The organism is Streptomyces sp. NPDC002795, assembly GCF_042888725.1.
Taxonomy (GTDB): domain Bacteria; phylum Actinomycetota; class Actinomycetes; order Streptomycetales; family Streptomycetaceae; genus Streptomyces.
Genome location: NZ_JBIAQB010000002.1, coordinates 115,585 through 142,078, shown reverse-complemented (window position 1 = coordinate 142,078; position 26,494 = coordinate 115,585). Strand labels below are relative to the sequence as shown.

15 protein-coding genes are annotated in these 26,494 nt (G+C 71.1%); 11 read left to right on the top strand and 4 right to left on the bottom strand.

The window, feature by feature from the left end:
* Window positions 1-163: 163 nt before the first annotated feature.
* From ACFYWS_RS05140 to moeZ, 5 genes are all read left to right on the top strand, one after another.
* Complete coding sequence (locus tag ACFYWS_RS05140) at window positions 164-2,260, top strand: DUF3492 domain-containing protein (RefSeq protein ID WP_389269710.1); 2,097 nt, start codon at window positions 164-166, stop codon at window positions 2,258-2,260.
* Window positions 2,257-4,035 carry a hypothetical protein gene (locus tag ACFYWS_RS05135; RefSeq protein WP_389269708.1) on the top strand — a complete coding sequence of 593 codons (1,779 nt, stop codon included), beginning with the start codon at window positions 2,257-2,259 and terminating at the stop codon, window positions 4,033-4,035. The genes ACFYWS_RS05140 and ACFYWS_RS05135 overlap by 4 nt, the downstream gene beginning before the upstream one ends.
* A gap of 310 nt (window positions 4,036-4,345) precedes the next feature.
* Entirely contained in the window at window positions 4,346-5,314 is a 969-nt protein-coding gene (locus ACFYWS_RS05130) for an NAD-dependent epimerase/dehydratase family protein (RefSeq protein WP_389269706.1), read from the top strand.
* Entirely contained in the window at window positions 5,302-6,051 is a 750-nt protein-coding gene (locus tag ACFYWS_RS05125) for a spherulation-specific family 4 protein (protein ID WP_389269704.1), read from the top strand. The genes ACFYWS_RS05130 and ACFYWS_RS05125 overlap by 13 nt, the downstream gene beginning before the upstream one ends.
* 63 nt (window positions 6,052-6,114) lie before the next feature.
* Window positions 6,115-7,293: an adenylyltransferase/sulfurtransferase MoeZ gene (moeZ, locus tag ACFYWS_RS05120; protein WP_389269702.1), complete on the top strand. Its 1,179-nt coding sequence runs from the start codon at window positions 6,115-6,117 to the stop codon at window positions 7,291-7,293.
* Between the two features lie 88 nt (window positions 7,294-7,381).
* Here the strand turns inward: moeZ and ACFYWS_RS05115 are convergent, their stop codons facing one another.
* The 3 genes from ACFYWS_RS05115 to ACFYWS_RS05105 form a co-directional block, all read right to left on the bottom strand.
* Window positions 7,382-9,004 (bottom strand): alpha/beta hydrolase, encoded by a 1,623-nt coding sequence (locus ACFYWS_RS05115; protein WP_389269700.1) that lies wholly within the window; start codon window positions 9,002-9,004, stop codon window positions 7,382-7,384.
* Window positions 9,005-9,100: 96 nt separating this feature from the next.
* Window positions 9,101-10,645, bottom strand: coding sequence for an alpha/beta hydrolase (locus ACFYWS_RS05110; protein WP_389269698.1), 1,545 nt, complete (start codon window positions 10,643-10,645; stop codon window positions 9,101-9,103).
* 96 nt (window positions 10,646-10,741) lie between these two features.
* A complete protein-coding gene (locus ACFYWS_RS05105) occupies window positions 10,742-13,510 on the bottom strand; it encodes a lysylphosphatidylglycerol synthase domain-containing protein (protein ID WP_389269696.1) in 2,769 nt (922 codons plus the stop codon).
* 155 nt (window positions 13,511-13,665) lie between these two features.
* On the opposite strand from ACFYWS_RS05105, the gene ACFYWS_RS05100 reads away from it, so the two are divergent.
* The 5 genes from ACFYWS_RS05100 to nudC all read left to right on the top strand — a co-directional run bounded on the left by ACFYWS_RS05100 (window position 13,666) and on the right by nudC (window position 23,701).
* Window positions 13,666-14,040, top strand: a complete 375-nt coding sequence (locus ACFYWS_RS05100) for an MGMT family protein (protein WP_389269694.1) — start codon at window positions 13,666-13,668, stop codon at window positions 14,038-14,040.
* Window positions 14,041-14,318: 278 nt separating this feature from the next.
* Complete coding sequence (locus tag ACFYWS_RS05095) at window positions 14,319-17,669, top strand: ATP-dependent helicase (RefSeq protein WP_389269692.1); 3,351 nt, start codon at window positions 14,319-14,321, stop codon at window positions 17,667-17,669.
* Window positions 17,670-17,732: 63 nt separating this feature from the next.
* Window positions 17,733-21,245: an ATP-dependent DNA helicase gene (locus ACFYWS_RS05090; protein WP_389269690.1), complete on the top strand. Its 3,513-nt coding sequence runs from the start codon at window positions 17,733-17,735 to the stop codon at window positions 21,243-21,245.
* Window positions 21,246-21,255: 10 nt separating this feature from the next.
* The gene (locus tag ACFYWS_RS05085; RefSeq protein ID WP_389269688.1) at window positions 21,256-22,668 is read left to right on the top strand and encodes a dipeptidase; all 1,413 of its coding nucleotides are present in this window, start codon (window positions 21,256-21,258) and stop codon (window positions 22,666-22,668) included.
* A 73-nt stretch (window positions 22,669-22,741) separates the two neighbouring features.
* Window positions 22,742-23,701 carry an NAD(+) diphosphatase gene (nudC, locus tag ACFYWS_RS05080; RefSeq protein WP_389269686.1) on the top strand — a complete coding sequence of 320 codons (960 nt, stop codon included), beginning with the start codon at window positions 22,742-22,744 and terminating at the stop codon, window positions 23,699-23,701.
* An 87-nt stretch (window positions 23,702-23,788) separates the two neighbouring features.
* Here nudC and ACFYWS_RS05075 read toward each other — a convergent pair whose 3' ends face one another.
* The gene (locus ACFYWS_RS05075) at window positions 23,789-24,043 is read right to left on the bottom strand and encodes a mycoredoxin (RefSeq protein WP_389269684.1); all 255 of its coding nucleotides are present in this window, start codon (window positions 24,041-24,043) and stop codon (window positions 23,789-23,791) included.
* Between the two features lie 162 nt (window positions 24,044-24,205).
* Between ACFYWS_RS05075 and ACFYWS_RS05070 the strand changes: the two genes are divergently transcribed.
* Window positions 24,206-26,422: an ATP-dependent DNA helicase UvrD2 gene (locus ACFYWS_RS05070; protein ID WP_389269682.1), complete on the top strand. Its 2,217-nt coding sequence runs from the start codon at window positions 24,206-24,208 to the stop codon at window positions 26,420-26,422.
* Window positions 26,423-26,494: the final 72 nt, after the last annotated feature.

Here is a 26,494-nt window from a genome sequence, read left to right as displayed (position 1 = left end):
GCGACCGAACGCCGCGCGTGCGGGAAAGTTACGCCCGTTCACCCCTTTTGGTGGCGTGATGGACAACCGTCCGTCACGCCACCGGCATGTCCGCATACGTTCGTCCCGCTGCGAGCCGCCAATCCAACGGTGGCTCCCTGTACGGGAGATCGGGGGTGTGCGCGTGCGCATCGGACTGCTTACCGAGGGTGGTTATCCGTATGTGAACGGTGAGGCCAGACTCTGGTGCGACCGGCTTGTGCGCGGGCTCGAGCAGCACGAGTTCGACATCTACGCGCTCGCCACCAGCCAGGAGCAGGAGGACGCGGGGTGGCTCGAACTGCCGCCTCAGGTCATGCGCGTGCGGACCGCGGCGATGTGGGCGGCGGCGGGAGCCGGAAGCGAGAGCGGCGCGCGCGACGGCGTATTCGGGCGGCGGGCCCGGCGCCGGTTCGCCGCGTTGTACCGGGAGCTGGTCGAGACCGTGGTGTCGGCCGACGCGATGTCGGATGACATGGGATTGAGCGAGGCGGACCGTTTCGCCAACGCGTTGTACGGGCTTGCCGAACTCGCCCGCGACGAAGGCGGTCTCGGCGTCTCCCTGCGTTCCGAGGCTGCCGTACGCATCCTGGAGCGCGCCTGCCGTGCGCCGGGCGCGCTCCGTGCGGTGCGCGCGGCCCGCGTGCCCGATCTGCTCTCCTTCGCCGCGCATGTGGAGCGTGAACTGCGGCCGCTGTCGCTGGACTGGTACGAGGACGGGTCCGGGTTCGATGCCTCGGGCCACTCGGCGGGTCGGGCGGGTCCGGCGTCGGTGGCGGTGTCCGGTGGTTCGGTGGCGGACGGGACGTCAGGGGTGGCGGGTTCGGCGTCGGGGGCTTCGGCTTCGGGCACGCCGTCAGGTTCTTCTTCTTCCGATGCATCTTCGGACTTCTCCGCGGGGCTGTACGGAGGGGGCGGGCTCGCGTCCGTCGATCTCTGTCACGCGGCCTCCGGCGGCGCGGCCGCCCTGCCCGGCCTGATCGCCAAGCGCTTCTACGGGGTGCCGCTGCTCGTCACGGAGTACGGGGTGCAGCTCAGGGCCCGGTACATCGCCGCGGGCGACGCCGAGTTGAGCGCGCCGGTGCGTGCGCTCCTCGCCGCCTTCCACGGCCGGCTCGCCGCCGAGGTCTACCGGCAGGCCGCCGTGATCACCCCTGGGAACGCGCACGCGAGGCGCTGGCAGGAGCGGTGCGGTGCCGACCGCGCCAAGCTGCGCACCATTCACCCCGGCATGGAGGCCGGCCACTTCGCCGAGGTGGGCGAGCGGGAAGGGCCGGGCGATCCGGACACCCTCGTCTGGGTCGGGCGCATCGACCCCTCCAAGGACCTGATCTCCCTGCTGCACGCGTTCTCCGAGATCCGCAAGGAAGAGCCGAAGGCCCGGCTGCGCATCGTGGGTGTGCCGGAGGCGGGCGCTGCCGCGGGCGCGGGCCCTGTGGACGGCGGTGGATGGCCGGTCGACGGGTTCGTGTCCGGAAGGACGCCCGGTGGGCATGGCGGCGGTGGACACAGCGGCAGCGGGGCGGACGCCCCGGATCCCGCGGCGGACCGCGAGGCCGCGCTGTATCTCGGGCACTGCAAGGCTCTCGCCGCGCAGCTCTTCCCGGACGAGGCGGCGGGGATCCACGCCGTGGGCGAGAACCCCGTCTCCTTCGAGGAGCTGGGCGCCCCCGAGGCCCCCGACCTCGCCGATGTCTACGGTTCCTGCGGTGTCGTCGTCCTGTCCAGCGTCGTCGAAGGCTTCCCGATCAGCCTGGTCGAGGCCATGTTCTGCGGGCGCGCGACGGTGTCCACGGACGCGGGCGCCGTCGTCGAGGTGATCGGTGGCACGGGGCTCGTGGTGCCGCCGCGTAACCCGCGCGCGCTCGCCGAGTCGTGTGTGGCTCTGCTGCGCGACCCCGCGCGGCGCGAACGGCTCGGTGCGGCGGCACGGGCGCGCGCCCTGGAGCTGTTCACCGCCGAACAGAACATCACGGCATTTCACAGCATTTACCTGGAGATCGTCTCGCGCTGCCCGGTGCGCCGGGAGGTCGTCGACGACGCGGGCGATCCCTTGCCGTTCGCCTACCCGCCGGAGGCCCATGTACCGGGCCGCTGGACCACGCAGAGCACGGGCGACCGGGGCGGCGCGTGGCTGGCCGGACGCTCGGGCGGGGCTGCCGGGACCAGTTGGGGAGCCGGTGGCGGTGCGCGGGAGCAGTTGGCAGGGATGACGCAGGGCTGCGGGGAGGCGGACCGATGACCGGGCGGATCAGCGAACGCACGAGTGAGCCTGCCGCGTTCGGCGACACCGATACCGGGGGCGACGCCGATGCGCCCCGAGTACCGGTGAGCGCCGGGGCGTGGGGCGCCGGGTCGGCGGAGGCGCTGGGCGTGCGTGGCGGTGGCGGTGGCGGCGGCGGTGGCGAGGAGGTGGACGGCGACCCGGCTTCCACGGAACAGGCCGGCCTTGAGGACCTGGATGCGGAGTTGCTGAATGACCCCGCCGCGTGGCGATCGTCCGGAGTGGGGTTCCGTGAGGTGGGGTCTCGTGAGGTGGGGTTCCGTGAGGTGGGGTTCCGTGAGGCCGGAGCCCGTGAGGCGGGGTCTCGTGAGGTGGGGTCTCGTGAGGTGGGGTTCCGTGAGGCGGGGTCTCGTGAGGTGGGGTTCCGTGAGGCGGAGTTCCGTGAGGTGGGGTCCCGTGAGGTGGGGTTCCGTGAGGCGGAGTTCCGTGCGGCGGGGTTCCGTGAGGTGAAGTCCCGGGATGCGGGGTTCCGTGAGGTGGAGTCCTGTGATGCCGACTCCCGTGATGCCGACTCTCGTGACGCCGATTCCCGTGACGCCGATTCCCGTGACGCCGATTCCCGTACGGAGGCCGACCACCGGGCCGATGTCGCGCGGATCGTCGGTCCGCGCGACGCCGATCCCCGCGACGCCAACACCCGTCCCGCCCACCGCCGTTCCAGCGCCGACCCGGTCAAGGGGCTGATGCACCGGCACCGCGAACTGTGCGAGCGGGCCGTCGACCCGCTGGAGATCGCCGCGGGTCTTGAGGCCCACGGCGTCACCGACAGGACCGCCGCCCGCTTCCGCCACAAGGACGTGTTCTCGCTCGCCGAGGAGATGTACGCCCGCGCTTCGAGGGACGGCGACCCGTACGAGACGGTCGTCGAGGCCACCGTGCCCGCCACCGGCGTGCGCGGCCTGTGGGCCGGGCTCGCGCTGCTGCCGGGCGCCGTCTGCGCGCTCACGCTGTTCGGTCTGCACGCCACGGCGGGCACCGCACGCCTGGCCGTCGGCCCCGTCGGTGTGCTCGCCACCCTCGTCGCCCTGCGCGCGACGCTGCGCCACGGGCCGCTGCGCGCGGCCCAAGGGCCGTCCGCCCTCTCGGCCCAGCTCTGGTCCTGCTGGCTGCTCGCGTACGCCCTCCTCGGAGACGGCCTCCTCGACGCCGCGCTCGCGGGCGGGCCCGACGAGCCCTGGGCCCCCGCGACCGCGCCGCTGGTCGCGCTCGCTGTCGCCGTGGCGCCGGCCACCTGGTGTGCCCAGCTCTTCTCGCGCGGAGCACGGCGGCGCCTCGCCGCGAGCCGCGGGCTCGCCGAATTCGCCGCCTCCGTACGCCCCTTGCTCCTCGGGACCGTGGCCCTGTTCGCGCTCGCCCTCGTCGCGCTCCTCGTGCTGGCCGGGGCCGTACTCGACGAGAAGGTGGAGTACGTCGGAGCGGGCGCCCTGGGCGTTCTGCTGCTGCTCGCCCGCCTCCTCGCCGCGCACCGCCGTACGCACGCCCCCGCTGTCGCGCTGGGCGCCGCCGTCGCCGTCGAAGTCCTGGCTGCCGCCACGGTCTTCGCCGCACGACTGCCCGGCTGCGACGTCCTGGGCTTGCCCGTCGAGACCGCCGTCGCCGCGGTCGGTACGGGCGTCGTGCCGACGGTCGCCTGCGCCGTCGCCGCCCTTGTCCTCCTCGTGCACGCCACCCGCACCCTGACCCGGGCCTCCGCCCACGCGAACGCGGACGCCCCGATCGGCTGGGCGCCATGACGGCCGCCCCCGGCATCGCTGCCTTCGTCGAGCGCGCCGTGCCACCGCGTCCAGCACGCGCCAGATGACCAGAACCATCCCCTTCCCGCGGGGCCGACACCGCGGGCCCATCCGAAGACCCAGGGCAACCCTCATAAGGAGAACGCCAGATGACCACCCCTCCTCCCGGAGGCGCCGGATACGCCGGATACTCCGGACCTCACGGGCAGCGCGGAATCCACGACCGGTGCGCCCCGCGCGCAGCGCGCGGTGTGCGCGGCGCCCTCGGAGCGCTCCGAGGGGCCGGAGCGCGCCCCCTGGGAGGCACCCGATGAGGGTTCTGCTGATCGGAGCCAACGGGTATCTGGGCCGCTTCGTCACCGACCGCCTGCTGGCCGACCCCGCCGTGCAGCTGACCACGCTCGGCCGCGGCGACGACGCCGACGTCCGCTTCGACCTCGCCACCGGCAGCCCGGGCGCGCTCACCCGCTTCCTGGACGCCGTCCACCCCGGAGTGGTCATCAACTGCGCGGGCGCCACCCGCGGCGGTGCCCGCGAACTCACCCGGCACAACACCGTCGCCGTCGCCACCGTCTGCGAGGCTCTTAGGCGCAGCGGCTGCGGCGCCCGCCTCGTGCAGATCGGCTGCGGCGCCGAGTACGGGCCCTCGCAGCCCGGCTCGTCCACCGCGGAGGACGCGGTGCCCCGGCCCGGCGGCCCGTACGGCGTCAGCAAGCTCGCCGCCACCGAACTCGTCCTCGGATCCGGCCTCGACGCCGTCGTCCTGCGCGTCTTCTCGCCCGCGGGGCCCGGCACCCCGGCCGGATCCCCGCTCGGCCGGCTCGCCGAAGCGATGCGCCGCGCGATGCAGGCCGGCGACGGCGAACTGAAGCTGGGCGGTCTCGGCGCACAGCGCGACTTCATCGACGTCCGGGACGTGGCGCGTGCCGTGCACGCCGCATCGCTCTCCGCCGCGCAGGGCGTCATCAACATCGGCTCGGGCCGCGCCGTGCGACTGCGTGACGCCGCTGCCGTACTCGCCCGCGTCGCCGGTTTCGGCGGATCCCTCCACGAACTCGACGGCCCCACCGTCGGGATGCGGACATCCGTCGGCCACCCCCGAACCGAATCAGACCACGGGATGCCCCCCGGAATGGGCGCGAATCCGTACCCCGACGGCTGCGGCGGCTGGCAGCAGGCCGATGTGCGTACGGCCCGCGACCGGCTCGGCTGGCGTCCCCGCATCAACCTCGAAGAGTCCCTCGCCGACATCTGGATGGAGGCGGCATGCCGTATCTGATCCCGGCCGCGACCGGCCTGTCGAGCACCGACGTACGACTCGGCTTCGGCATCCCCGGTTTCGCGCACCCCCTCGTCGCACCTGCGGAGTGGGCCGAACTCACCCGCCCCGCAACGCCTTTGCACTGGGTTGTTCTGAATGTCGCCAATGGTCCGGGGTCCCGCCCCGACCAGCACTGCCTGGAAGTGGCGGGACGGCTTCGGCGAGCTGGGGTGCGTGTCCTTGGTCACTTGGACCTGACCTATGGCGCCCGCGCTTTCGGTGAACTCGTCTCCGACGCGCACCGCTTCCTCGACTGGTACCAGGTGGACGGCTTCTATCTCGACCGCTGCCCCACCGAACGGGCCGCGCTCCCGGAGGTCCGGCGCGCCACCACGACCCTGCGCGCCCTCGTCGACGACGCGCACATCGTGTTCAACCACGGCGCCCACCCGTACCCCGGATACGCCGAGAACGCCGACCAGTTGGTGACCTTCTCCGGCCCCTGGAGCGACTATCGCTGGTCCCAGGTCGCCGAGTGGACCGCCGACTATCCGCACGAGCGGTTCTGCCACTTCGTCCACGGAATGCCGCTCGGCCACCTCGAGGAGGCGCTGCGCATCGCGCGCTGGCAGGGTGCGGGCACGATCTACTTCACCGACCACACGGACCGGGGCGGCTCGACCGACCCCTGGGAGACGATGCCCGGCTACTGGGACGAAATCGTCTCGCGCATCGGACGCGGTGTCTCGGAATGAAGGGGGGCGTGGCAGTGTTACAGACGGAACAACCGTACGTAGATACCGACCAACGGAGTCCCCGTGTCGCTGCCACCCCTGGTCGAGCCAGCTGCTGAGCTCACCGTAGACGAGGTCCGCAGGTACTCCCGCCACCTGATCATCCCGGATGTCGGGATGGACGGGCAGAAGCGGCTGAAGAACGCCAAGGTGCTTTGTGTGGGCGCCGGTGGCCTTGGCTCGCCGGCCCTCATGTACCTGGCCGCTGCGGGCGTGGGCACGCTCGGCATCGTGGAGTTCGACGAGGTCGACGAGTCGAACCTGCAGCGCCAGATCATCCACAGCCAGGCCGACATCGGCCGTTCCAAGGCGCAGTCCGCGAAGGACTCGGTCCTCGGCATCAACCCGTACGTGAACGTGATCCTTCACGAGGAGCGGCTCGAGGCCGACAACGTGATGGACATGTTCAGCCAGTACGACCTGATCGTCGACGGCACGGACAACTTCGCTACGCGCTACCTCGTCAACGACGCGTGCGTGCTGCTCAACAAGCCCTACGTGTGGGGTTCCATCTACCGCTTCGACGGCCAGGCCTCGGTCTTCTGGTCCGAGCACGGGCCGTGCTACCGCTGCCTGTACCCGGAGCCCCCGCCCCCCGGCATGGTCCCCTCCTGCGCCGAGGGCGGTGTCCTGGGTGTGCTGTGCGCGTCCATCGGCTCCATCCAGGTCACCGAGGCGATCAAGGTCCTGGCCGGCGTGGGTGACCCGCTGGTCGGCCGCCTGATGATCTACGACGCCCTCGAGATGCAGTACCGCCAGGTCAAGGTCCGCAAGGACCCCGACTGCGCGGTCTGCGGACCGAACGCGACCGTCACCGAGCTCATCGACTACGAGGCCTTCTGTGGTGTCGTGTCCGACGAGGCGCAGGAGGCTGCCGCCGGTTCCACGATCACTCCGAAGCAGCTCAAGGAGTGGATCGACGACGGCGAGAGCATCGAGATCATCGACGTCCGCGAGCCGAACGAGTACGAGATCGTCTCCATCCCGGGCGCCAAGCTGATCCCGAAGAACGAGTTCCTCATGGGCACGGCCCTGGCGGGCATGCCGCAGGACAAGAAGATCGTCTTGCATTGCAAGACGGGTGTCCGCAGTGCGGAAGTTCTCGCTGTGCTGAAGTCCGCGGGCTTCTCGGACGCCGTGCACGTAGGCGGCGGCGTCATCGGCTGGGTCAACCAGATCGAGCCGGACAAGCCGATCTACTGAGCCTCGGCTCGGCCACTGTGAGCTGACCGGACGGGCCTCGCGCACTGTGCGCGAGGCCCGTCCGCCGTTTCGGGGCGGGCCTTCGCCGTCAGGAGCACACTTTGCCGTCGCGCGGTATTCGCCCCTCCAGGAGATACGCGTCGACCGTCGAGTCCACGCAGGCGCTGCCGGAGCCGTACGCCCCGTGCCCCTCGCCCTTCCACGTCAGCTCGACGCCGACACCCGCGCCCAACTCGTCGGCCATGCGGCGCGCCCCTTCGTAGGGGGTCGCCGGATCGCCGGTGTTGCCCACGACGAGAACCGGCGCAGCGCCCCGCGCGCTCACATCCGGGTCGTCCCACTGGCCCGGGACCGGCCAGTCATGGCACCAACCCGCCGTGTCCCAGCCCATGTACGACCCGAACACGGGCGAGATCTCCCGGAACTTCGCGAGCCGTTCCTTCGTCTCCCGCGCCGTGGGGCGCACCTTGTCGTCGAGGCAGGAGATCGCCCGCTGAGAGTGACTCGCCGTGCCGTAACGCCCGCTCGCGTCCCGGTTGTTGTACGAGTCGGCGAGCGCGAGCAGGGTGGTGCCGTCGCCCCGCTCCGCGTCCCGCAGGCCTCGGGTCAGAGCGGGCCAGCTGTTCTTGCTGTACAGGGTGACGGCGATGCCGGTCGTCGCCAGCGACTCGTTCAACTCGCGTCCGCCCGGGGCGGGCAGGGGTTTCGCGTCGAGCTTCTTAAGAAGCGCGGCGATCTCACGCGTACCTTCCTGGGGGTCCTTGCCGCGTGACTCGAAGTAGTTGTCGAGGGCCCGCTGGAATCCGCGGGCCTGGTTCTCGGCCTGCCCGATGCGTCCTACGGTCGGATCGATCACGGCGTCAAGGGTGAGCCGACCGACCTTGCCGGGGAACAAGTGGGCGTAGATTCCGCCCAGTTCGGTGCCGTAGGAGACGCCCATGTAGTGCAGTTTTTTGTCGCCGAGGACCTGACGCATCAGATCCATGTCGCGCGCGGCCTCGGTGGTCGACACATGGGCGAGCAGTGCCCCGGCCTGCTTGCTGCAGCCCTTGCCGAACGCGACGGCATCCTGGAGATACGCCCTCTCCTCCGCTGCGGTGTCCGGGGTGAGGTCGATGGACTCCGCCGCCTGCGTCTCCTTGTCGCTGCGACAGCGCAGTCCGCGGCTCGCCGAGACACCGCGTGGATCGAAACTCACCAGGTCGTAGCGCTCACGCAGCTTCGCGTACTGCGGGGCGAGGGCCGGCAGCAGATCCACTCCGGAGCCGCCGGGGCCGCCGAAGTTGAACAGCAGGGACCCGATCCGCTCGCCCCGCTCGCCCCTGGCCTTGGTACGGATGAGGGCGAGGTCGATGGTGGGCCCGGTCGGCTCGGCATGGTCGAGTGGCGCCTTGAGCGTCGCGCACTGCCAGTCGGAGCCGGGCGCGGGCGACCCCGCGTGCGCACGGCAACGGCCCCAGTCGAGGCGCTGGTCGGTGAGTGACGAGGGCAAGGCGGGGAATCCGCCGTCGCCAGGCGCCGCGTCGGCGGGGCGTGAGGCGGATGCCGGCGGTGGCTTCGGATCACCTCCGTCGGCGCGCTCGCCCGAGCCGCTGCAGCCCATGACCGGCCCGGCCGTCAGCACGACGGCCGTGGCCAGAGCGAGTGCTCGGACGCCTTTTCCCCAGCGTGTGCGTACGCCCGCGGGCGCACGCGAATCCCGTGCCGCCATGGCACCTCCCCCCTCAACTGCCCCCGTTCGAAAGACAGTCAAGCCATCGTAGAAGCGCCCACGGACATCCGACTCGGCCTGTGGACAACTCCTAGATCACTGACAGACCGTTCCCTCGTTCGGGGGCTTCCCGCTGAGAAGATAGGTGTTCACGGCGCCGTGCACGCACTTGCTTCCGCTGTCGTAGGCCCCGTGCCCCTGGCCGTCGTACGTCAACTCGACGCCCACGTCCTCTCCGAGCGCGTCGACCATCTTCTTCGCCCCCTCGTACGGGGTGGCCGGGTCGCCGGTGTTGCCGACGACGAGGATCGGGGCTGAGCCGGGCGCGCTGACGTCCGGGTGTTCGGCGTCCCCGCCGACGGCCCAGCCGGAGCAGTTGAGCATGCCCCAGGCCAGGTAGTCGCCGAACATCGGGGACGCCTTGCGGAACTCCGGCAGCTTCGCCTCGACGTCCTTCGCCGTGTAGCGGGGCTTGTCGTCGGCGCAGTTGATGGCGACGTTGGCGGCCTGCATATTGCTGTACTTGCCGTCCTCGTTGCGCCCGTTCATCGAGTCGGACAACGCCATGAGGATCTTGCCGTCGCCGTTGTGCGCCTGCTGGAGGCCCTCGGTCAGGTACTCCCAGAAGTCCTGCGAGTACAGGGCCTGCGCGACTCCGTTGGTCGCCGCTGTCTGCGTGAGGTCGCGGGGGAAGATGCCCGGGATCGGCTTCTCCTCGAGCTCGTCGAACAGTTTGGCGATCGTGCTCTTGACGTCCTGCGGAGTGTCCCCGACAGGGCAGCCCTCGGCCTGGGACGTGCAGTGCTTCGCGTAGTTGTCGAGGGCGAGCTGGAACCCCTTCGCCTGGCCGAGCGCCCCTTCCTCCGGTCCCTGTGTCGGGTCGACGACGCCGTCGAACACGGCGCGGCCCAACTTCTTGGGGAACAAGTGGGCATAGACGCCGCCCAGTTCGGTGCCGTAGGAGATGCCGAAGTAGTGCAGCTTTTTGTCGCCGAGGACCTGGCGCATGAGATCCATGTCGCGGGCCGCGTCCGTGGTGCGTACGTGGGGGAGGACGTTGTCGGAGTTCTTCTCGCACGTGTCGTTGAACGTCTTGATGCTGTCGACGAACCTCTTCTGCTCCGCGGTGTCGTCCGGCGTCGAGTCCCCTTGGAAGTACTCGTCGAGCTGTTTGTCGTCCTCGCACTTGACGCCCGCGCTGCCGCCCACCCCACGCGGGTCGAAGCTGACGAGGTCGTAGCGGGTGCGCAGCTTCGCGTAATCGGAGCCGAAGGCCGGGAGGGTGGTGACCCCGGAGCCGCCGGGACCGCCGAAGTTGAAGATCAGCGAGCCGATCCGCTTGTCCTTGTCCCCGCTCGCCTTGGCGCGGATCAACGCAAGGTCGATCGTGTCGCCCTTGGGCTCGTCCCAGTCGAGTGGCGCCTTCATGGTGGCGCACTGCCACTCGGCGCCGCCGGGGAGCGGGGAAGGCGTGTCACCGCCGCCCTGGGACTCCGCCGGTGCGGGGCAGTCCTTCCAGCTCAGCTCCTGGGACGGAAGATCCACGGCGTCCTCCGTGTCGCTGCTGCACGCCGCGAGCGATACGGACAGCAGAGTGGCGACGGTCAGGGCAGCGGTACGGGACCAGGACGGATTGGGCATGCGTCCATCCTGCGGCGGCGTGGTGCGCGGCGCTCGGGCTACGGGCTGTGCGAGTGAGGTCCTCGCCGACCGGGAGATGTCCAAGTCCCCTGGTCCCTAGAGGGCGCCCTTCCTTGTCAGGTGGTTGAAGAACAGCCACCCGGGGAGGACGGGGAGCCACAGAGTGAGCAGCCGGTACAGCAGCACCGCGGGTGCCGCCACCTCCTTGGGCAGGCCGACCGCGATCAGACCCACCGTCAGGGTCGCCTCGACGGCACCCACACCACCCGGTGTCGGGGCGGCGGAGCCGAGCGCGTTACCGGCGAGGAAGACCACCGCGACGCTGGCCAGACTGATCGTGGTCTGGGTCTCGTCCCCGAAGGCGCGGATCGAGGCGTCGAGGCACATCACGAAGCACGCGGTCAGCAGCAGCATGCCGCCGATTCCGGTGAGCAGCTTCCGCGGCCGCTGCAGCACGTCGAGCATGCGCGGCACGACACCGGCGAAAAGTGAGCGCACGCGCGTGACGACGAATTTCCGCAGGAACGGAATCGACGTCATGACGAGGACGAGTACTGCGACGGTCAACAGGCCCGCGATGACCGTGCGGGACGGCGACAAGGAGGGCGTCTTCTCCGTCCCTGTCAGGTAACCGAAGGTCAGCAGCAGCAGGATGTGGCTGCCCATGCCGAACAGCTGGGAGGCGCCCACACTCGCCACCGCGAGCCCCGGGCGTACCCCCGCACGCTGCAGAAAACGCGTGTTGAGCGCCACTCCACCGACCGCCGCCGGAGCCACGATCTTCACGAAGGACCCGGCGACCTGGGCCGCGACGGCCCGCATGAAGGGGACGCGTTCCGGCACGAAGCCGAGCAGGCTCATCGCGGCGGCTACGTAGCTGAGCGCGGAGAACAGTACGGCGAGGCCGACCCAGCCCCACTCGGCCTCGCCCACGATCGCCCCGAAGTCGATGTGGGTGAGCTGCGACAGCAGGAAGTACGCGCCGATCGCACCGGCGATGAAACTGATCAGCGTGCGCGGCCTGATGCGCTCCAGGCGAGCCGGTTCCACGGGCGCCTGCGGCCGGATACGCAGCACCTGGTGGCGGATCTGGGTCAGCAGATCCTCCTCGCGGGCCTCTTCCAGAGCCTCGTCGAGGGCCCGCTTCTCGGCCTGTCGCTCCGCCTTCTCGGACTTCTTCTCGGCACGTACGGACGCCTTGCCGGTGTCGCTGGGGGTGGTCTCCTCGATGCGCGTCTGCTTGGCCTTGCTGGACGCCTCCAGGACGGCCTCGCGCTCGCGGTGAGCACGCTCACGTCCGAGCTTGCGCAGCGTCGCTCTGGTGGAGCGGGTGAGCGCGATCGGCTGCAGCAGCGGCAGACAGTCGGCGATGGTGTCCGGGCCGAGGACTCCCACGGCGGACGCGACGGTGCGCTCGGCGCCCGCCCGAAGGCCGAGCGTCGTGAGCAGCTGGGCGATGTCCATGCGGAGCACGAGGTCGCCCGCGGCGATCTCGCCGCCCCGCAGATCCGTGAGGACCACGGTGCCGGAACGATCCACCAAAATCGCGTCACCGGCCAGCCTGCGATGCGCGATCCGCCGTGACTGGAGCGCCTGGACCTGGTGCCAGGTGTCGCGCATCAGCTCGTCGGTGATCTCTTCGTCGGGCAGCGAGTCCAGGGACCGGCCGCCGACGTGCTCGTAGACGAGCATGACGGCATCGGGGCCGAGCTCGGACGTCGCGATCAGCTTCGGCGCGTTCGCCCCGGCGGCGATCGCCGCATAGGCGAGCAGCGCCTCCTGCTCCAGGGCCTGGCGCAGCGACTGGAGACTGCGGCGCTGCGTGATGCCGCGCAGCGTCAGGCGTCTCCACACGCGGTAGAAGAAGCCCTGCGCCTGCTGCTCCCGGTCCACCACGGTGACGTCGAGCGGTGGGCCGTCCTCCAGGGTGACGAAATAGCGCCGCCCCCGGTCGCCGTTCTCCGTAGTGCCCTCATGGGCTTCCTCACGGGATGCGTTGACGGGGCGGAAGCCGACGTGGCGCAGGCCGGCGAGGAGCGTCTGCCCTGTGGGGCGCACGTTCGGGGAGCCGACGGCGTACAGCGTTCCGTAGGCGACGGTCCAGCCGATGAGGACCGTCAGGATGATCGAGAACGGTGTCGTGTATCCGGTGACGAGCATCGCGAAGGCGTCGAGCAGCAGCACCACCCACAGCACGACGCGCCATCGTGGCCGCCGGGACATGCCGACGGCCGTCATATAGGCGATGACGGGCGCCAAGTAGCCGTGCACCGGGTCGGTCAGTGCGTGGATGTCGCTGGGCGACACCGTGGTGAGCGCTTCCTGGATGGACTGCGGGGCGGCCTTGGCGACCCAGAGGTCCGTCGCGAGGGTCACCCCGTGCGCGAGGACCGCGGCGAGCACTCCGTCGGCGATCCGTAGGCCGTCGCGCTTGATGAGCCGCTCGATGGCGAACGCGACCGGCACCAACAGGATGGCGATGCTCGACGCGAGACCCGCGAACTTGGTCAGCAGGTCGGGTGCCTGGCCCGTGCCCTTGTCGATGTCCTGGGCGAAGCCCGAGGTCGTGCCGTGCGCGAACGCCGCGATCGCCAGGATGACGACGACGGCGAGCAGGCCGACGAGGAGCCGCATGAGGTCGGAGGGGCGGTGCACGCGCGCGGGGAGCAGCGGTTCGTCGCCGTCGACCTGCTCGGCGTGCGCGTCCCCCTCGGCACAGTCGGGGTCGTGCAACGGTTGCTCGTGCTTCGCTTCTGCGGCCTGATCGGCCGCTTCGTCAGGGCGCGCCGGTGCCACAGAGGTGCCCTCCGCCTTGTCGGGGTGCACGCTCTGCTGCTCCGTGGTCTCTTCTTGATCTCGTATCACCAGTCACCGTCCGCACGATGGTGGCATGCCGCACCGCCATAGGGGGGCATCAGGGTGTATTCGCGGAGGCGGGAGTCCTCGACAGCCGTCGCCGTCCGCGGCCGTCCGGGCCGCCTCCCGTACGTTCCTCCCCGCTGTCGGTGCCGTGCGGCAGGATGGGTCGGATGAGCAAGGAGAGCGAACCGGCGGGAGAGCTTCCCGCGTACGCGGAGCGGGTCCTGGACGTCGCGGAGCTGATCCCGCGCGGGCGGGTCATGACGTACGGGGACGTGGCCGAATGGCTCGAGGAGGGCGGGCCCCGCCAGGTGGGGCGGGTGATGGCGCTCTACGGAGGCGCGGTTCCGTGGTGGCGTGTGGTGCGTGCGGACGGGCATCTCCTGCCGGGGCACGAGTTGCGCGCGCTCGACCACTACAGGGAGGAGAGCACGCCCTTGCGCGAGGCCTCCCGGGCCGCCGAAGGGCACCTGCCACGCCTCGACATGAGACGCGCGCGGTGGGACGGCCGGGCGGGTACGGAAGCTCACAATTGACAGCTTCGGCCATCCCGCGCGCGGGTGGGGTGCCGGTGGCCCGTATGGGGGAAACGGGGCATGCGGGGCACTTCGGCGCCCTCGCGTCCGTTGGTGAGACCGGGCACATCTGCGCCCGGAGGAGTGCGGGAGAGGCGCCGGAAGCCCGGCTTCCGCCACACTCGACGGCGTAGCGTCGACGGCACCGTCGATGGCAGACACCTCCTTCACCCCACGGCCACCGCTTCGCGCGGACGGCTCTTCGACCACCAGCACACCCACCAGGACCAGCGATCCACGTGAGCTCCTCTTCGTCCACCCGGCACCTGTCGCAGCACCAGGTTCGACAGGGGCTCCCCGGCGCGTACCGACTGGTGCGTACTCCGCCGGCTCAGGTGGACCCCCCTCGTCTGGACGCACACCAGCGTGCGGTGGTTGACCATGCCCACGGGCCGCTTCTCGTCCTGGCCGGTCCCGGAACGGGCAAGTCCACGACTCTCGTGGAGGCCGTCTCGGCGCGCGTCGCCAAGGGCACCGACCCCGAACGCATCCTGGTGCTCACGTTCAGCCGGAAGGCCGCGGTCGAACTGCGTGACCGCATGGCGCAGCGCATCGGCGCCGCGCACGCCCCGCAGGCGACGACGTTCCACTCGTTCTGTTATGCCCTGGTCCGCGCCCACCAGGACGCGGACCTCTTCGTGGAGCCTTTGCGGTTGCTGTCGGGTCCCGAGCAGGACGTCGCCGTACGGGAACTGCTCGCGGGGCAGATCGACCTGGAGCAGGCGGGGCTCGCGCATGTGCGCTGGCCCGACGAGCTGCGCGCGTGCCTCACCACGCGGGGCTTCGCCGACGAGGTGCGCGCGGTTCTCGCCCGGAGCCGGGAGCTGGGCCTGGGCCCTGCCGCCCTGGACGCCTTCGCGCGCCGCATCGGCCGCCCGGACTGGCGGGCGGCGGCCACGTTCCTTGCCGAGTACCTGGATGTCCTCGACGCACAGGGCGTGCTCGACTACGCGGAACTGGTGCACCGCGCCGTGCTCCTCGCGCACCGCACGGAGGTCGCGGACCGGCTCGCCACGCAGTACGACGCCGTGTTCGTCGACGAGTACCAGGACACCGATCCCGCCCAGGTGCGGCTGCTGCATGCGCTCGCGGGCGGGGGGCGCACGCTCGTCGCCTTCGGCGACCCGGACCAGTCGATCTACGCGTTCCGGGGCGCGGACGTGAACGGCATTCTGGAATTCCGCGGGGACTTCCCGCAGGCGGACGGCGCCCCCGCCCCGGTCGAAGTGCTCACCACATCCCGGCGTTCCGGCGCTCGTCTCCTGGAGGCGACGCGCCGCATCACCCAGCGGATGCCGCTGACCCGGCTGCCCGCGCACAAGGTGCGTGCCCACCGTGAGCTGTCGCCCGTGCGCGACGGAGGCAGGGCCGAGGTCTACACGTATCCGACGTCCGGTACGGAGCTCGACAACATCGCGGACATCCTGCGGCGTGCCCACTTGGAGGACGGCGTCCCGTGGAGCGACATGGCCGTCCTGGTGCGTGCCGGCTCGCGCAGCATTCCGGCGGTGCGGCGCGCGCTCACTGCGGCAGGCGTCCCCCTCGACATCGACGGCGACGACCTGCCGCTGCGCCACGAACCGGCGGTCACGCCGCTGCTGACGGCACTCAAGGTGGTGGCCCGGGCAGACACCTCGGAAGCCTCGGGCTCCCCGGACATCTCGGGCTCCTCGGAAACTTCGGAGACCCCGGAGACCCCGGAGACCTCGGAAGACGAGTACCGGCTCGACACCGAGACGGCTCTCGAACTCCTGGCCTCGCCGCTCGCGGGGATGGACGCGGCCGATCTGCGCCGCCTGGGGCGCGCGCTGCGCGAGGAGGAGCGCGCGTCCGGGAACGCGCTGCCGCCGCCCTCGGACGAGCTGCTCGCGCGTGCTCTCGTCGAGCCCGAACGGCTCGCCCTGCACGACCCGGCGTATGCCCGCGGCGCGCAGCGTCTCGGCGCGCTCCTCGCCACCGCCCGCCAGAAGCTCGCCGACGGCGGCACCGCCGAGGAAACCCTCTGGGAGCTGTGGAACGGCACACCCTGGCCGAGCCGGCTCGAGCGCGCCGCCCGCCGGGGCGGCGCGGCCGGGCGCAACGCGGACCGTGATCTGGACGCCGTCTGCGCCCTGTTCGCCGTCGCCTCGCGCGCGGAGGAGCGCACCGGTGGCCGTGGCGCCCGCAACTTCCTGGAGGAACTGGAGGCGCAGGACATCGCGGCCGACACCCTCGCCGGACGGGCCGTGCGCCCCGACGCCGTGCGCCTGATGACCGCGCACCGCTCCAAGGGCCTGGAGTGGCGGCTCGTCGTCGTCGCGGGCGTCCAGGAGGGACTGTGGCCGGACCTGCGGCGCCGCGGCTCACTCCTGGAGGCCGACCGCATCGGACGCGACGGCCTCGCCGAACCCCTCACCCCCGGAGCGCTGCTCGCGGAGGAACGACGCCTGTTCTACGTCGCCGCCACGCGCGCGCGGGAGCGGCTCGTCGTCACCGCGGTGAAGGCGCCCGCGGACGACGGTGACCAGCCGTCCCGGTTCCTGACCGAGCTGGGCGTGGAACCCAAGGACGTCAGCGGGCGCCCGCGCCGCCCCCTGGCGGTGGCCGCGCTCGTCGCGGAACTGCGCGCCACGACGGTCGACCCACGCGTCTCCGAAGGGCTGCGCGAGGCCGCCGCGCGCCGCCTCGCCCAGCTCGCGGCGCTCAGCGACGACGGAAGGCCGCTCGTGCCGTCCGCCCATCCGTACCGCTGGTGGGGCATGTACGAGCCGACCGAGAGCAAGGTCCCGCTGCGCGATCGGGACAAGCCCGTCGTCCTCTCCGGAAGCGCCCTCGACCAGCTGGCCAACACCTGTGCCCTGCAGTGGTTCCTCGGCCGCGAGGTGAAGGCCGACGCCCCCGCCACAGCGGCTCAGGGTTTCGGCAACGTCGTGCACGTCCTGGCCGACGAGGTCGCCTCCGGGCGCACACCCGCCGACCTCGCCGTCCTCATGGAGCGCCTGGATTCCGTGTGGGACTCCCTCGCCTTCGACGCGCCCTGGAAGTCGGCCCAGGAGAAGGAGAACGCCCGCGCCGCGCTCGAACGATTCCTTCAGTGGCACGTCATGGACCGCACGGGCCGCACACCCGTCGCCAGCGAGCACGACTTCGACGTGACACTCGAAGCAGGCTCCTACGAAGTGCGCATTCGCGGCTCCATGGACCGCGTGGAGCGAGACGCCGAAGGCCGCGCCTACGTAGTCGACTTCAAAACCGGCAAGCAGACACCGAGCGCCGCGGACGTCGCCCACCACCCCCAGCTCGCCGTGTATCAGCTCGCCGTGAACGAAGGCGTGGTCGACGAGATCTTCGACGGAGTCCGTCCGCACTCCGCAGGAGCGGAACTGGTGCAGCTTCGGCAGGGCGCCGCCAAGAAGGACGGCGGCGAGGCCCTGCCGAAGGTGCAGGCACAAGAGCCCCTCGAAGGGGAGTGGGTCGGCGACCTCCTCGCCACCGCGGCCGGCAAGGTCCTCGACGAGCGCTTCGTACCGACCACCGGGCAGCACTGCACGCACTGCGCCTTCCGCGCCTCGTGCAGCGCGCGCCCGGAGGGCAAACACGTCGTCGAGTGACGTGCGCCTCCACTGGGCCGGAACAGGACGGCGCTGTCAGTGGGGCCGGTTAGCCTCGATGAGGTGACCACACGCCTCACCGACCCCGAGCAGCTCAAAGAGCTGCTGGGCATCCCGTTCACCCCGGAGCAGACGGCCTGCATCACCGCACCGCCCGCCCCGCAGGTGATCGTGGCCGGAGCCGGCTCCGGGAAGACGACGGTGATGGCCGCGCGCGTCGTCTGGCTGGTCGGCACCGGCCAGGTCGCCCCCGAGCAGGTCCTGGGCCTCACCTTCACCAACAAAGCGGCAGGGGAACTGGCCGAGCGCGTCCGCAAGGCCCTGATCAAGGCGGGCGTCACCGACCCCGACGCCATCGATCCGGACAACCCTCCGGGCGAACCCGTGATCTCCACGTACCACGCCTTCGCTGGCCGTCTGCTGACCGACCACGGCCTGCGCATCGGGCTCGAACCCACGACGCGGCTGCTCGCCGACGCCACCCGCTTCCAGCTCGCCGCGCGCGTGCTGCGCGAAGCGCCCGGCCCCTATCCCGCCCTCACGCGCTCCTTCGCCGACCTGGTCAGCGACCTGCTCACGCTGGACGGCGAGCTGGCTGAACACCTCGTACAGCCCGGCAAGCTGCGCGCGTACGACCATGAGCTGCTGCATGCCCTCGAAGGCGTCAAGCTCAGCAACGCAGACCTGCGGAAGGTGCCCGAGGCGGCCGCCGCGCGCTTGGAGCTGGCCGAGCTCGTGGGGCACTACAGGGAGGCCAAGCGAACGCGGGACCTCCTCGACTTCGGTGACCAGATCGCCCTGTCGGCGACGCTGGCCGACACGCGGCCCGAGGTCGGCGAGATCCTGCGCGACGAGTTCCGCGTGGTCCTGCTCGACGAGTACCAGGACACCTCGGTGGCCCAGCGGATCCTGCTCGCGGGTCTCTTCGGCGGGGGGACGGGCCACGCGGTGACCGCGGTCGGCGACCCCTGCCAGGCGATCTACGGGTGGCGCGGCGCGTCCGTCGCCAACCTCGACGACTTCCCGAGCCACTTCGCGTACCCGGACGGAAGCCCGGCCACCCGCTTCGCGCTCAGTGAGAACCGGCGCAGCGGTGGCCGCCTGCTCGACCTCGCCAACGGGCTCGCCGAGCCGCTCCGGGCGATGCACGCGGGTGTGGAGGCCCTGCGCCCCGCCCCCGGAGCCGAGGAGGACGGCGTCGTGCGCTGCGCTCTCCTGAGCACGCACAGCGAGGAGATCGACTGGCTCGCCGACTCCATCGGCCACCTCGTCGCCACCGGAACAGCGCCGGGCGAGATCGCCGTGCTGTGCCGCACCGCGACCGACTTCGCCGAGATCCAGGGCGCTCTGGTGGCCCGCGACATCCCGGTCGAAGTGGTCGGCCTCTCCGGCCTGTTGCACCTCCCGGAGATCGCCGACCTGGTCGCCATGTGCGAGGTCCTCCAGGACCCCGGGGCCAACGCCTCCCTCGTGCGGCTGCTGACCGGCCCGCGCTGGCGCATCGGCCCGCGCGACCTCGCCCTCCTCGGGCGCAGGGCACGCTTTTTGGTCTCCCACGCGCGCGGGGGAGCGGACGACGACCCGGACCGGCGCCTGGCCGCGGCCGTCGAGGGGGTCGACCCCTCCGAGGTGATATCGCTGGCGGACGCGCTCGACACGTTCCTGGAGACCTCGACCGACACCGGAGAGGACGACGACGGGCTGCCGTTCTCACCGGACGCGCGCGTGCGCTTCGCCCGGCTCGCCACCGAACTGCGCGAACTGCGCCGCTCGTTGTCCGACCCCCTCATGGACGTGCTGCACCGTGTCCTGGCAGTCACCGGCCTTGAGGTCGAACTCTCCGCGTCCCCGCACGCGTTGGCGGCCCGGCGACGCGAGACGCTGTCCAACTTCCTCGACATCGCCGCGTCCTTCGCGGCCAACGACGGCTCCGCGACGCTGCTCGCCTTCCTCGGATTCCTGCGCACCGCGGCGCAGTACGAGAAGGGCCTCGACAACGCGCTGCCTGGTGGCGAGGACACCGTGAAGGTGCTCACCGCTCACAAGTCCAAGGGCCTCGAATGGGATGTCGTCGCCGTTCCCGGCCTCGTCAACGGCACGTTCCCGAGCACGCAAGGCCGTGAGAAGTGGACGGCGCAGGGCAAGGTCCTGCCCCACGAACTGCGCGGTGACGGAGCTACGTTGCCCGACATCGAGACGTGGGACTCCAAGGGCATGAAGGCCTTCCAGGCCGATATGAAGGACCACCAGCACACCGAGGAACTGCGGTTGGGGTACGTCACGTTCACGCGCCCGCGCTCCCTGCTGCTCGGCTCCGGGCACTGGTGGGGACCGTCCCAGAAGCGCAGGCGCGGCCCGTCGGACTTCCTTCAGGCGCTGTACGAGCACTGCGCAGCAGGCCACGGCGAGATCGAGGCCTGGGCGGACGAACCGGCGGAGGACGAGGAGAACCCTGCCCTCCAAGAGAATTCGGTCGAGCAAGCCTGGCCGTTGCCGCTGGACGAGGAGGCTCGGGCGCGGCGCCGGGCCGCCGCACACACGGTCCTTGCCCACTTGGAGCGCGCCGCGGGCCCCGAGGCCGCGCACGCCCACACGGAGACCCACCCCGCCGCCCTCGACGAGCCGCCCTTCGAGGACCCCGACTGGCCCCCGCCGCCCGAGGACGACGAACCGCCCTACGACCCCTACGAGGACGGCTACGTCCCGGACGAGGGCGACCACGATCCCTACCAGGACGACGCGCCCCCGCCCGATGCCCACGCGCGCGTGACCGAGCCCGAGCGAGCGGCCCCGGTCGTGCCGCATCCCGCCCCCGCCCCGGAATCGGAGCTCACCCCGGAGGAGGCGCGCACCATCGCCTCCTGGGACCGCGACCTCGACGCGCTGACCGGCGAGCTGTTGCGCGCCCGCGCCGCCGTGCGCGACGTTCCCGTCCCGCACACGCTCACCGCGTCCCAGCTGCTGCGGATGGCCGCCGACCCGGACGCCTTCGCCCAGGAACTCGCCCGCCCCATGCCCCAGCCGCCGCAGCCGGCGGCCCGCAGGGGCACCCGGTTCCACGCCTGGATCGAGGCGCGCTTCGAAGAGCTGCGGCTGCCCATGCTCGACCCGGAGGAGCTGCCGGGCAGCGATGCCGAGATCGAGGACGAGCGCGACTTGGAGGCACTCAAGGAAGCCTTCGAGCGCACCCCGTACGCCGATCGCTCTCCCTACCGGGTCGAGACGTCCTTCCAGCTGGCCATCGCGGGCCGCGTCGTCCGCGGGCGGATCGACGCCGTCTACAAGGAGGGCGACGGCGACGAGGCGACGTACGAGATCGTGGACTGGAAGACGGCCCACCGGAAGTCCGCCGACCCTCTCCAGCTGGCTGTCTACCGGCTCGCCTGGGCCGAGCAGCAGGGCGTGCCCCTGGAGGCGGTGAGTGCCGCCTTCCTGTACGTACGCACCGGGGAGACGGTCCGGCCGCGTCGGCTGCCCGGCCGGGAGGAGCTGGAGCGGCTACTGCTGGAGGACCCGCAGCAGTCGGCGGAGCCCGTGGAGGAACCGCCGGACGAACACGTTCGGGCGGGCGGATAGGCTCGTGACCATGAGCAAGCCCGTTGACACTGCCGTCAGCACAGTCCGTGCGTACGTCGAGAACCACCGTGAGGCGTTCCTCGACGACCTCGCCGCGTGGCTGCGGATCCCGTCCGTGTCCGCCCAGCCCGACCACGCACCGGACGTGCGGCGCAGCGCCGACTGGCTCGCCGCGAAACTCTCCGGGACCGGCTTCCCGACCACGGAGGTGTGGGAGACGCCCGGCGCCCCCGCCGTGTTCGCCGAGTGGCCCTCGGGCGACCCCGAGGCCCCCACGGTCCTCGTCTACGGGCATCACGACGTGCAGCCCGCCGCCCGCGAGGACGGCTGGGACACCGACCCCTTCGAACCGGTCGTCGTCGGGAACCGCCTCCACGCGCGCGGAGCGGCCGACGACAAGGGACAGGTGTTCTTCCACACCCTTGGCGTACGCGCCCACCTGGCTGCGACCGGCCGCACTGCACCGGCGGTCAACCTCAAGTTCCTCATCGAAGGCGAGGAGGAATCGGGTTCCCCGCACTTCCGTGCCCTCGTGGAAGAGCGCAAGGAGCGCCTGGCCGCGGACGCCGTGATCGTCTCCGACACCGGCATGTGGTCCGAGGACACCCCCACGGTGTGCACCGGCATGCGTGGCCTCGCCGACTGCGAGATCGAGCTGTACGGACCCGACCAGGACATCCACTCCGGCTCGTTCGGCGGCGCCGTCCCGAACCCGGCGACCGCGGCCGCCCGCCTCGTGGCCGCGCTGCACGACGAGCATGCGCGCGTGGCCGTCCCCGGCTTCTACGACGGGATCGTGGAGCTCACCGACCGGGAGCGCGAGCTCTTCGCGGAGCTTCCGTTCGACGAGGAGCAGTGGCTGCGCACGGCGAAGTCCCGCGCCACTTACGGAGAGGCCGGTCACAGCACCCTGGAGCGCATCTGGGCCCGCCCCACCGCCGAGGTCAACGGGATCGGCGGTGGCTATCAGGGCCCCGGCGGCAAGACGATCGTGCCGTCCTCCGCGATGCTCAAGCTCTCCTTCCGACTGGTCGCCGGGCAGGATCCGGACCACATCGAGAAGGCCGTCACCGCCTGGGTCGCCGAGCAACTGCCCGCGGGGATCCGTCACACGGTCACCTTCGGGGCAGCCACCCGCCCCTGCCTCACACCGCTCGACCACCCGGCGTTGAAGTCCGTCGTACGCGCCATGGGGAAGGCCTTCGAGCAGAAGATCCGCTTCACGCGCGAGGGCGGCTCGGGGCCCGCTGCCGACCTCCAGGACGTCCTCGACGCCCCGGTGCTCTTCCTGGGCATCTCCGTGCCCTCCGACGGCTGGCACGCCCCCAACGAGAAGGTCGAACTCGACCTCCTTATGAAGGGTGTCGAAACAACCGCCTATCTATGGGGCGACCTCGCGGAGAGCTGGGCAGATGCACACTGATTGACGCGCCCGCACCCACCTCGCCGAACCGCCCGCCGAACCACCCATTCCACCGGGGGAGTTGGAAGCACTCGTGACCACCTGGACCGACCGAACCGCCGACCTCGCCGCCACGCGACCCCTCTCGCTCTCCGCGCCGAGCGGAGTCGACCGCGCGGCGCACCACCGCCTCGACGAGGCCTGGCTCGCCGCCGCGTGGAGCCACCCCACGACCCGCGTCTTCGTGGTCTCGGGTGGTCAGGCGCTCGTCGACGAGACACCGGACGGCACGACGGAACTGGTCATGACCCCGGCCTTCGAAGCGCCCCTCACCGAGGCGCATCGGTACTTCCTGGGCACCGACGAGGACGGCGTGAGCTACTTCGCGCTCCAGAAGGACACGCTTCCCGGGCGCATGGACCAGTCCGCGCGCCCGGCCGGCCTGCGCGAGGCGGGGATGCTCCTCTCCCAGCGGGACGCGGGCCTCATGGTGCACGCCGTCGCCCTGGAGAACTGGCAGCGCCTGCACCGTTTCTGCTCCCGCTGCGGCGAACGCACCGTCATCGCCGCCGCGGGCCACATCCGCCGCTGCCAGGCCTGTGGAGCCGAGCACTACCCGCGCACCGACCCGGCCGTGATCATGGCCGTCACGGACGAGCAGGACCGCATCCTGCTCGGCCGACAGGTGCACTGGCCCGAAGGACGCTTCTCGACGCTCGCCGGCTTCGTCGAGCCCGGCGAGTCCATCGAGCAGTCGGTGCGGCGCGAGGTCTTCGAGGAGGCGGGTGTCGTCGTCGGTGACGTCGAGTACGTCGCCAGCCAGCCCTGGCCGTTCCCGTCCAGCCTGATGCTGGGCTTCATGGCGCACGCCACGTCCTTCGAGATCAACGTGGACGGTGACGAGATCCACGAGGCGCGCTGGTTCTCCCGCGAGGACCTGCGGTCCGCCTTCGACTCCGGTGAGGTCATGCCTCCCTACGGGATCTCGATCGCGGCCCGGCTGATCGAGCTGTGGTACGGCAAGCCCCTGCCGAAGCCCAGCGACGCACTGTGATCCCTCTGCGGTCCTGCCGACCTTCGGACAGCGGAAAGCCCCCGTACCCGTCGGCGGGCGGGGGCCATTCGCTCAGGGCAGGGCGGCTCAGGCAGCCATGGCCTGCTTGACCTGGGCCAGCGACGGATTGGTCATGACCGACTCGGCGCCGCTGTCGGACACCACGAGGAGCGTGGGGACCGTCTGGTTCCCGCCGTTCGCCGTCTCGACGAAGGCCGCGGACTCCGGGTCGTGCTCGATGTTGACCTCGGTGTACCCGATGCCCTCACGGTCCATCTGCTTCTTCAGCCGCTGGCAGTAGCCGCACCAAGTGGTGCTGTACATCGTCACAGTGCCCGGCATTTCCTCGCGCTCCTTCGGTGGCTGGGGGTGCGTGTTCGCAATGAGTCGAACGTACGTGACCCGGCGCCCATTCCCGCACGTCGAACGCATTGATACGACTAACGGTCGGCACCTGTGGACAACGCGACGCATCTGCCCCCGCGGACCTGGCAGCATGGCGGGGTGACAGCAGCAACGCACTCCACCCTGTTCCCGCAGGTCCCGGAATCTGCCGACGCGGTGCTCGAGGGGCTCGACCCCGAGCAGCGCGCCGTGGCGACGGCCCTGCACGGTCCGGTGTGTGTGCTCGCGGGCGCGGGCACGGGCAAGACGCGGGCGATCACCCATCGCATCGCGTACGGCGTCCGCGCGGGGATCCTCCAGCCCAATTCCGTCCTCGCCGTCACCTTCACCAACCGTGCCGCCGGTGAGATGCGCGGCCGGCTCAGGCAGCTCGGCGCCGTGGGCGTGCAGGCCCGCACCTTCCACTCCGCCGCCCTGCGCCAGCTCCAGTTCTTCTGGCCCAAGGCGGTCGGCGGGGAGCTGCCCCGGCTCGTCGACCGCAAGATCCAGCTCGTCGCCGACGCCGCGGCTGCCTCGCGCCTGCGCCTGGACCGAGGCGAGCTGCGCGACGTGACCGCGGAGATCGAGTGGTCCAAGGTCACACAGACCGTCCCCGGTGACTACGCCGCGGCGGTGCACAAGGCAGGCCGTGAAGCGCCCCGACTTCCCGCGGAGATCGCCCAGATCTACTCCGCGTACGAAACCCTCAAGCGGGACCGCACCGTCATCGACTTCGAGGACGTCCTGCTGCTCACCGTGGGCATCCTCCAGGACCGGCAGGACATCGCCGAGCAGGTCCGCGCCCAGTACCAGCACTTCGTCGTCGACGAGTACCAGGACGTCAGCCCGCTCCAGCAGCGCCTGCTCGACCTGTGGCTCGGCGAGCGCGACAGCCTCTGCGTCGTCGGTGACGCCAGCCAGACGATCTACTCCTTCACCGGGGCCACCCCCGACCACCTGCTCAACTTCCGCACGCGCCATCCCGGTGCCACCGTCGTCAAGCTGGTCCGCGACTACCGCTCCTCGCCCCAGGTCGTGCACCTTGCCAACGGGGTCCTGACCCGAGCGAGCGGTCGCGCCGCCGAGCACCGACTGGAACTGATCTCGCAGCGCGAGGCGGGCCCCGAGCCGGTCTACGTCGAGTACGCCGACGAGCCCGCCGAGGCCGAAGGCGCCGCCGGCCGTATCCGGCAGCTGATCGACTCCGGAGTGTCGGCCGGCGAGATCGCGATCCTGTTCCGGACGAACGGACACTCGGAGATCTACGAACAGGCCCTCGCCGACGCGGGTGTGCCCTATCAGCTGCGCGGCGCCGAGCGCTTCTTCGAGCGGGCCGAGGTGCGCAAGGCACACCACGAACTGCGCGCGGCGGCCCGTTTCGGCGACAACGACGCGGGACTCGACGAGGCCGTTGATCTGCCCTCCCAGGTCAGGGCCGTCCTGTCCGGCGCGGGCTGGACCACCGAGCCGCCCGCGGGATCCGGTGCCACGCGCGACCGATGGGAGTCGCTCGCTGCCATCGCCCGGCTCGCGGGAGACCTCGCGAGAGCCGAGCCCACCGCGACACTGAGCGCGTTCGTGGCGGAACTCGACGCGCGGGCGAGCGCGCAGCACGCCCCCACCGTGGAGGGCGTCACGCTCGCCTCCCTGCACGCGGCGAAGGGCCTCGAGTGGGACGCGGTGTTCCTGGTCGGCCTCGCCGAGGGCATGATGCCGATCACCTACGCCAAGACCGACGAGCAGATCGAGGAGGAGCGGCGACTCCTGTACGTCGGGGTGACCCGCGCGCGGCGCCATCTCGGCCTCTCCTGGGCGCTGTCCCGCTCGCCGGGCGGCCGTCCCAACCGCAGGCCGAGCCGGTTCCTCGACGGGCTGCGGCCGGGGTCGACGGGTTCGGCGGGGCGCGGGGCGAGTGTCGGGCGTGGCGGCATCGAGTTCGGAACCCCTGCGGGCACCCGCGAGTCGCCCGGCACCACACGCCCCAGGGGCGACCGGAAGGTGGCCCGCTGCCGCGTGTGCGGGCGAACCCTCGAGGCCGCCGAGATGAAGCTGATGCGCTGTGAGGACTGCCCGTCGGACATGGACGAGGGGCTGTACGAGCGACTGATCGAGTGGCGCGGTCGCACGGCGGCGGGCCTCGGCCAGCCCGCGTTCTGCGTCTTCACGGACAAGACCTTGATCGCCATCGCCGAGTCCGCCCCCGAGGACGCGGCGGAACTGTCCCGCATCCCGGGCGTCGGGCGCCGGAAGTTTCGGACGTACGGATCCGATGTTCTGGCTATTTGTGCAGGTCAGACGATTGGTGATCAGTTCGACGACGAGGCGGGGGACGGCTGATGCAAACTCGTCGAAAAAATAGTTTGCGCATGCCCCAACAATCCCCATAGGTTCTTAAGCACGAAAGCAGAG

Excerpts from the sequence above, each read along its gene's own strand:
- ACFYWS_RS05125 (WP_389269704.1), top strand. The coding sequence starts at position 5,302 with ATGCCGTATCTGATCCCGGCCGCGACCGGCCTGTCGAGCACCGACGTA.
- ACFYWS_RS05135 (WP_389269708.1), top strand. The coding sequence starts at position 2,257 with ATGACCGGGCGGATCAGCGAACGCACGAGTGAGCCTGCCGCGTTCGGC.
- ACFYWS_RS05110 (WP_389269698.1), bottom strand. The coding sequence starts at position 10,645 with ATGCCCAATCCGTCCTGGTCCCGTACCGCTGCCCTGACCGTCGCCACT.
- ACFYWS_RS05085 (WP_389269688.1), top strand. The coding sequence starts at position 21,256 with ATGAGCAAGCCCGTTGACACTGCCGTCAGCACAGTCCGTGCGTACGTC.
- ACFYWS_RS05100 (WP_389269694.1), top strand. The coding sequence starts at position 13,666 with ATGGGTCGGATGAGCAAGGAGAGCGAACCGGCGGGAGAGCTTCCCGCG.
- ACFYWS_RS05130 (WP_389269706.1), top strand. The coding sequence starts at position 4,346 with ATGAGGGTTCTGCTGATCGGAGCCAACGGGTATCTGGGCCGCTTCGTC.
- ACFYWS_RS05115 (WP_389269700.1), bottom strand. The coding sequence starts at position 9,004 with ATGGCGGCACGGGATTCGCGTGCGCCCGCGGGCGTACGCACACGCTGG.
- ACFYWS_RS05075 (WP_389269684.1), bottom strand. The coding sequence starts at position 24,043 with ATGCCGGGCACTGTGACGATGTACAGCACCACTTGGTGCGGCTACTGC.